At 42.9% G+C, this 5,478-nt stretch carries 4 protein-coding genes and 1 pseudogene; 3 read left to right on the top strand and 2 right to left on the bottom strand.

The window, feature by feature from the left end; genetic code table 11:
- Positions 1 to 343 precede the first annotated feature (343 nt).
- Positions 344 to 844: a ferritin gene (locus ACH0QE_RS16895; RefSeq protein WP_415801739.1), complete on the top strand. Its 501-nt coding sequence runs from the start codon at positions 344 to 346 to the stop codon at positions 842 to 844.
- A gap of 133 nt (positions 845 to 977) precedes the next feature.
- On the opposite strand, the gene ACH0QE_RS16890 is transcribed toward ACH0QE_RS16895, so the two are convergent.
- Entirely contained in the window at positions 978 to 1,799 is an 822-nt protein-coding gene (locus ACH0QE_RS16890; protein WP_415801738.1) for a cupin domain-containing protein, read from the bottom strand.
- Between the two features lie 218 nt (positions 1,800 to 2,017).
- On the opposite strand from ACH0QE_RS16890, the gene ACH0QE_RS16885 reads away from it, so the two are divergent.
- Positions 2,018 to 3,250, top strand: a complete 1,233-nt coding sequence (locus ACH0QE_RS16885; RefSeq protein WP_415801737.1) for an MFS transporter — start codon at positions 2,018 to 2,020, stop codon at positions 3,248 to 3,250.
- 2 nt (positions 3,251 to 3,252) lie between these two features.
- Here ACH0QE_RS16885 and ACH0QE_RS16880 read toward each other — a convergent pair whose 3' ends face one another.
- Complete coding sequence (locus ACH0QE_RS16880) at positions 3,253 to 4,155, bottom strand: AraC family transcriptional regulator (RefSeq protein ID WP_415801736.1); 903 nt, start codon at positions 4,153 to 4,155, stop codon at positions 3,253 to 3,255.
- Between the two features lie 294 nt (positions 4,156 to 4,449).
- Between ACH0QE_RS16880 and ACH0QE_RS16875 the strand changes: the two are divergent.
- Positions 4,450 to 5,478 (top strand): annotated as a pseudogene (locus ACH0QE_RS16875) (phosphoesterase); the annotation flags it as partial.

Below are 5,478 nucleotides of genomic sequence, written 5' to 3'. Positions count from 1 at the left end.
CTATACTCCCCGATGAAGACAAAAAAAGCACCTACAACCAGTATCGCCGTACCAAGAACAATGATGCTTTGGGTAGAATAGCTCTCCATTTCGCACCTCCAAAAATCATTCGCCCAATATCGTATTCTTTTTTCATTCAATGGTGCAGGTCTTCGCACGTGCCACAGGGAGAGTCACGTCAGTATCGGCTTCAGTCGGACTGAACCATTCTGCAGCATTCTCAATACAAAGAGTTAAAAAGAGAACACCCCGGGTTTCTATAAAAACACGTATACAAGTTTCATATCTTCTTATTTTCTATAAACTAAACTGTAGATTTTATAGTTATTGGGGAGTGAAAAAAATGAATGATGAACTTCAAGGCTTGTTTAATGATTTAATTCAACTCGAGCATGTTTCTTCAACTTTATATCTCGCTATGTCTGCACATATGGCAAAACAGAATTATACAGGGATAGCACATTGGTTAAGGTTGCAATCAGAGGAAGAGAGAACCCATATGCTTACCTTAATTGATTTTGTCGTGGACCGGGATGGAAATGTCCAAATAAAAAGCATCCCTGCCCAGCCAGCTGACTTTGGCACTCCGTTAGAGACCTTTCAAAAAGTATTAGGTCATGAGCAGTTTGTTACGAATACTTACCGTCAAGCTTATAATTATGTGAATCCAATCGACCCTCAGGCTGCTTTAATCATCCAGGACTTTTTAAGGGAACAAATAGACGAAGAAGCACAAGCCAAAACGATTATTGATCGTCTTAAGCTTGCTGAAAATAACCCTTCTGCTCTTTTACTGATCGATCAGGAATTAGGCGCAAGAACAACTGCCCCGCCAGCAGGGTGACCGGTGACATTCAGCTTGCCTAACAACTTCAATTCAAAAGGCAATGGGACGGACATAAGATCCGTCCCTTTGTCCGCAATAAAAAAAGACAAGCTTAAGAAGCAAAGGTTCACGTTCCCTTTTCCTCTCATCCCTACATATTTTTGCTCTGAAGAAGAAGTTGGGATTTTCCTGTACGCTCCCATTCTTCTACGGTTTCATATGCTTTTTCCGGAGTATACCCTTTCCCTACAAGCACTCCCATTAGAATAAATTCTTGAAGAATGTGCGTAGCGTTGATTCCTCTTTTAACATCCTCTAATCCTTCCTGCACTAAATATTCCGTGTGCCGTACCCATTCATCTGGAGTCTTGCCAAAAACAACCGTATTCCCATTGCCGTTAGCTCCGCCTTCACCGGCCATTGCATCGGCCTTGGTTACGTGGACAGTCCCGAATGGATGGTTAGGAGGCGCATAGATGGAATAAAGCTTTAACGGAGTATTGCCGGTATTGGTCACATTATGCCATGTTCCTGCAGGAATCATGATGGCAGAATCGTCTACGATCTGTCTTTGAAAGGTTAGATTATCTTTGCTCTGGCCCATCTGAACAATCCCCTGGCCTTGTTCAACCCGTAAAAATTGATCAACATCAGGATGCATTTCCAAGCCGATATCACCGCCAACCTCGATGCTCATTAACGTGACTTGTAAATGCGTTCCTGTCCATAAAGCCGTACGATATGTGTTGTTTTGCTTTGTCGCTTCATTGATATTTACCACATATGGATTTGGTCCATAATCCGCTAAAGGAATCATCCCATTCCCGTTAGGATAGCGGAAAGCATGAAAACCGTTGACATGCTGCGATCCATAAGGATAAGCCCAATGACCAGACTGTCTTCCATCGTAATACATCTGCCCATTACCATAATAAATGTATTGATTTGAATACCCATGAGGAGCATAGTACATTTTTCTCAATCCCTTCCCAGTTTATCAACATATCCTATGCAATGATTATGGGTGATGTACTTAAGAGACAAGGAATAGTTCTCGCTTTACATTCGGGAACCAAAAGAGCGTAGGCTTCGAAATAAGCTAATTTTACTCCCCAACACTCCAAAAAACCGCAATTTTGGAAAAGAAATCATCTTCCTCCCTCTCTATAATCTGGATAGGGGGAGATGAAATTGACATTTATCAAGAAAATGGATTCGTATCGTGTCTATATCTATACACGTTTTTGGTCTCAGTTCTTTTTTACATTTATTTTTACGGTTAACTTGCTGTATCATGTGAAAGTCGTGGGACTTGGTCCGTTGCAGCTGGTTCTGGTTGGGAGTGTTCTGGAGGCAGTTGTGTTCCTGTTTGAGATTCCTACTGGGTTTTTGGCGGATTTAAAAAGTCGCAGGCTTTCTGTGATTATCGGATATTTTTTGATTGGGGCTGGGTTCCTCATCGAGGGCTCGTTTCCGTATTTCGTAGCCGTGTTATTGTCTCAAGTCCTGTGGGGAATTGGCTACACGTTCACAAGCGGTGCGCATCAAGCTTGGATTGCTGATGAAATCGGAGAAGATCGTGCTTCCCTGGCGTTTGTAAATGGCGCTAAGGCTGGCAAGCTTGGGGAGGTAATCGCGATTCCTTTAAGTATGTTGATCGGTTATTATTTTATGATCAATTTGCCCATCATCATTGGCGGATTCTCTATGGTGGGGTTAGCTGTTTTTCTGCTCCTTTTTATGAAAGAAGAGAATTTCAAACCTGTTCAACTTGAAAATACATCCACTTGGAAGACGCTGAAAAGTAATATGAACCAGATGGTCCATTACACAAAGGCCAGTTATCTGATGCGGATTCTCTTCCTTATTGCTCTGTTTTTCGGGTTATACAGCGAAGGCTTTGACCGGCTATGGATTTCTCACTTTCTTGAAGAAACCCGTCTCGCCTACATGACAGAGGGGAATTTAGTCCTCCTGATTGGCGGCATTAATTTTGTCGTGATGCTCCTTTCATTTGTCGGCCTTCATTTTATCAGCCGGAGTTCTCTCCATCATCAGTTAAACACCATCTACGTATCCTTGTTGGTGGGATGTGTTCTGATCATCACGTCGCTGACCGGTTTTGCTCTTTCAACTGGAATCATCAGCTTGCTGTGCTTTTACCTGATCATACAAGGAACAAGGTCTGTCATGGCACCGCTTGAGGATACATGGCTGAATAAAATCATTCCTGATTCCTCGACACGCGCGACGTTCTTTTCGGTAAAAGGCCAGGTTGATGCGATTGGTCAAATTAGCGGAGGACCTGCAATAGGATTGATTGCCGCCAATTTTTCTATAAAAATAGCTATGATTGCAAGTGCCATTCTGTTAACACCAGTAATCTATCTCTATCAGTTGGTAATTAAAAAATCTCGAGGATGATTTCATTCTCGAGATTTTTCTTTAATCGGAATATGAATTTCCATATAGACTTTTTTAAAATCCCAATAATGGCAATGCTCATCATAAAATTCAAAGTCGAAGCCCTCTTCATCCACTTCATAGGATGAATGCGGAAACCAATCCTCCAGTATGTATCTCCACGTTCCTTTGATCGCCGTAGCGAATTGGCCAACCTCAACCAAAGGTGTCCGGAATATCGCATAGACAGCCCCAGGGATTTGTGTAGCGGTTACTCCATCCGGTAAGCTAATTTCACCGTCATAATCTACAGCAAATAAATAACGACAGCCTTCATCAAGGCTGCGGCTCAAATTGATACAATACTCTCCATGCCTTTTCGGCGACAATGTCTTGTATAAGTAAGTTTCAATCGAACCATCTGTCAAACCTTCCTGCTCCCAAAAGGCAGGCACATTTCTGTCAGCAGGGAAATTCTCTATACTGAATATTTTCCCAGCGACATAAAAAGCATCCCGGCGGACAATCTGGGGCTGCAAGACAATGCCTCCCGTGTTCTTTTGGTGAAGGCTCATCAAATCCAGTTTTTGAGGCAGTGATGTCGGACCATGCTCCTTATAAAGGCTCGGAGGACTTCCAAAACACTTTTTGAACGCCCTCGTAAAGCCAGAATGTGTTTCAAAGCCATAATCCATGGCAAGTTCGATGATCTTTTTCCCATTAACCAATTCATAGAGTGCAAACTGGAGCTTTCTTTTTACCACATAATCCATCAATGTATAACCCGTCTGCTTTTGAAAAATCCGCGAAAAATGATAAGGAGAATATCCAACCATTCTCGCCAGCTCTTCAGCACTAAGTTCCTCTTTAATATGATCCTCTATATAATCAATCACACGCTGAAGTAAAAGTAACTGTTGAATCAACCTCACCACTTTACGGTTGTTAGAGACAATGCCTTTGTCTTCTCCCTTACAATTTTACAAAACTTTTGGGATACGTGGAATAAGGAACGGTGATATGCACCATATGTGAGGTGAAATAATACATGAGACACATCACCTGGTCCCCGTGTCCCTTCATTTTTTCGTGCCATTCCGCTCTTGTCTATTTTCCTACCAATCTGTATCCCGCATTTATTCGAGGACATATGATGAAAGGATTAGACTAGTTCTTCCACAGCTGAGCGGTGGCAGAGCACTTATAAACAGGGTGATAATATGGGAAGAAGAAGAGATTGGCGAGAAAGAAGAAGGAAAGAGAAGCATGAAAAGGGATGTTATGCTGGCCCTTTACGAGCAGAAGAACGCAATAAGAAGACTTATGACATTCGCTATCAAGCGGCTTTAGACCAAAGATATACTCCGCTTCCAGATCCAGAATGCAATGGTGACGAATGCTTGTATCCTGACAAAATAGCAAACTTCTCAAAAGGTCTGCCACATAATTCGTTTGGAGAAGTAGACTTAAACGCATACAAACTTTATTTGAAAGCACTTAGGAGCGGCAGGGTGAGTGATTTTGATTCAATTCCCCTTGGCGGATCTGCCAAACTGGCGAATCCGCAGGCTGCTTATGCATATGATTTCATTGGTGCAGATAGCCATAAAATGAACCTGGCAGCCCCACCCACGTTCAACAGTGCATGGCAGGCAGGTGAAACGGTGGAAGTATACTGGCAGGCACTGACCAGGGATGTCCCGTTTTCGAAATTCAGCAGCAACCCTCTTACAAAAGCAGCAGCATCCGAATTGTCTGGACTATCGGATTTTCGGGGACCAAAATTCAATGGAGCAGTAACAACCGGTACTTTGTTCCGCGGGAATACACCTGGTGATCTAACTGGACCTTATATCTCACAATTCCTTTGGAAGGGCATCCCTTTCGGAGCCAAGACCATTACGCAAAAATATCGTACAACCGCAGCTGGCACAAACCACTTAACCTCCTACGATGACTGGCTGGACATCCAGAATGGAGGATCATCGGGGGAATCACTATATGACCCTGAAACACGCTATATCCGAAACGGACGTGATTTAGCTGAATACGTACATCATGACTTCTCTTATCAAGGTCCTCTTTCAGCCTGTCTAATTCTTCAGAGTTTTGGAAATGAAGCTATTGATCCTGCTAATCCATACCTGGATTCAACAACAGAAGGCGGATTTGTAACCTTTGGTGCTGCCCACATTCTTGATCTGGTATCCAAGGTAGCCTCCGTAGCGTTAAAAGCTGCATGGTGTCAA

This window comes from Mesobacillus sp., from assembly GCF_047739415.1.
Taxonomy (GTDB): Bacteria; Bacillota; Bacilli; order Bacillales; family Cytobacillaceae; genus Mesobacillus.
This window is presented reverse-complemented; position numbering and strand designations above follow the sequence as displayed.

Bases quoted from the DNA above. Each gene is read 5' to 3' on its own strand.
- ACH0QE_RS16890 (WP_415801738.1), bottom strand. From the start codon at position 1,799: ATGTACTATGCTCCTCATGGGTATTCAAATCAATACATTTATTATGGT.
- ACH0QE_RS16895 (WP_415801739.1), top strand. From the start codon at position 344: ATGAATGATGAACTTCAAGGCTTGTTTAATGATTTAATTCAACTCGAG.